This is a genomic window from Streptomyces sp. NPDC050636 (assembly GCF_040654775.1).
Lineage (GTDB): Bacteria > Actinomycetota > Actinomycetes > Streptomycetales > Streptomycetaceae > Streptomyces.
The window spans coordinates 1-2,068 of sequence record NZ_JBFAIP010000247.1 but is presented as its reverse complement, the minus strand read 5'-3'; the positions used below and the strand labels follow the sequence as shown (position 1 = coordinate 2,068).

General features: G+C 69.0%; 2 protein-coding genes. One reads left to right on the top strand and one right to left on the bottom strand.

What is annotated here, in order from left to right; translation table 11 throughout:
- Nucleotides 1-616 (top strand): IS5 family transposase (locus AB0I10_RS41025; RefSeq protein ID WP_363157834.1); only part of this gene is annotated, 616 nt, incomplete at its 5' end.
- Between the two features lie 11 nt (nt 617-627).
- On the opposite strand, the gene AB0I10_RS41020 is transcribed toward AB0I10_RS41025, so the two are convergent.
- Nucleotides 628-1,980 (bottom strand): MFS transporter, encoded by a 1,353-nt coding sequence (locus AB0I10_RS41020; RefSeq protein ID WP_363157833.1) that lies wholly within the window; start codon nt 1,978-1,980, stop codon nt 628-630.
- Nucleotides 1,981-2,068 lie beyond the last annotated feature (88 nt).

The window sequence follows — 2,068 nt, the reverse complement described above, 5'->3', positions numbered from 1 at the left end:
GTTGACTCACGCGCAGTGGGCGCGGATCGAGCCGTTACTTCCTGATCGGACACCGAAGCGGGGTGGCCGGTGGTGGGACCACCGTGAGGTGATCAACGCGATTGCCTGGAAGTTCCAGACCGGGTCGCAGTGGGTGCACCTGCCCGAGAAGTACGGCAACTGGAGAGGTGTCTACAACCGGCTGCGGATGTGGGCTGTCGACGGCACCTGGGAGCGGGTGTTCACCGCCCTCATGGCTCAGGCCGACGCCCACGAGGATCTGAACTGGGCGGTCTCGGTGGACTCCACCATCGTGCGGGCCCACCAGCACGCGGCCGGGGCCCGCAAAAAGGGGCCCCGGCCGGCGAACCGGACGACCATGCCATCGGCCGGTCCCGCGGTCCAACGGCGTGTACATCGTGCTCAGCAACGGCGGCGTGATCAGCGCCCACAAGTAAAGGCCCGCCCGGCCGCGGCGGTGCAGCCACCTCCGGCGAGGCAGCTCCACCGCCGCAGAGGCGAAAGCGTTCGAGTGTCCCCGCAGGGGACCTCGCCGCACCGGGAATTCTCAAGCCGGGGGTCGTGGGCCGGGGGCCGGTACCAGGGCGCCGGTGCCCGGTACAACGAGACGCCGTGAGGCCGCCTGCGTTACCGGAACCGGGCAGCCGTCGTCGCCTCGGACGCGGGTTCGCCTGCGGTGGCCGGACCACGGTCGGGCTTGGGCTTGGGCTTGGGCTCGGCCAGCATGGCGTAGATCGCCAAGGACAGAGCCATGCAGATTCCCGCGCTCGTCCACAGGACCGTCTGCCACGCACCGGTGAGCCCGTGCGTGACGTAGTCGAAGAATGCCGGCCGGTTTTCGGTCGGCAGCCCGGACAGCGCACCGGTGAGGTCGCCCGCGTTGACACTGTTGGCCAACTCACCGGCGCCACCGCGGTAGGCGGGGAATCGTCGCAGCCCATCGCCCAGCCCGTCCCGTACGAGATCGACCAGTGCTGCCCCGACCGCAGCGATGACGACGGCCTCGCTGCCCAGCCGCAGCGTGTTGAGAAAGCCGGCCGCTGTTCCGGTGGCCTCGGGAGCCACGACGGTCAGCACCGCGCCATCGACCAGGCCGAAGTTGAGGCCGAGCCCGACGCCGAGCGTGATCATCGGCCCGGCCAGTGCCGCCAGACCCACACCTGGTCGAAGGACGAGGGCGAGCCACGCGAGACCGATGGTCAGGCACATCAGGCTGAGGCCGAACACGGCCCGGGTCGACAACCCCCACTTGATCAGCCTTCCGGCAAGAAGCGGGGTCACCAGGATCGGCAGCGCCATCACCAGCATCGTGGTGCCCGCCGCCCGGCTGCCGGCGCCGTTCGCGACCATGAGGTAGTTCGGCAGCAGCGGCAGCAGGATCACGAACGAGAACGTCACCACCACGGGGATCAGACACAGTGCCATGAACCTGGCGTTGCGCAGCAGCTTCAGATCGAGCATCGGATACCGGGCGTGCCGCTCCACCAGGACGAACGCCACCATCAGCGCCGCTGATCCGGCCAGCAGGCCCAGTACGCCGGCGCTGCCCCACCCCCACTGAGGCCCTTCCACCGTGCCGAGCATGAGCAGGAAGAGACTGCTGACGAATGCTGCGGTGCCCAGCCAGTCCACCCGGGCCGCCGTCACACTGCGTGACTCGCCCAGGAACGGGACGGCGGACAGGACCAGCAGCATCAGCACCGCGTGCAGCCCGAAAAACGCACGCCAGCCCAAGGTGTCCGCCAGCGCCCCTGCCGCCATGGCTCCCAGGGCGAGTCCACCACCTGTCACGATGCCGACGGCCGAGAACGCCCGGTTACGCGCCGGACCCTCGAAGGTCGCAGCAAGGAGCGAACACCCGGCGGTCAGCAGCGCGGCAGCCCCCAAACCGGCCAGGCCGCGCGCCGCATCGAGCAGGAAGATGTTGCTCGCCGCCGCGCTCACCAGCGACGCCACAGTGAACATAGGATCGTTCGGCAACGCCTTGCTCCAGAGGTCTCCGGACCCTGTAAAGTGGGAACCGTACCTTCAACGTCTGGCGCTCGTAGACTGGGCACGGTCAAACCCG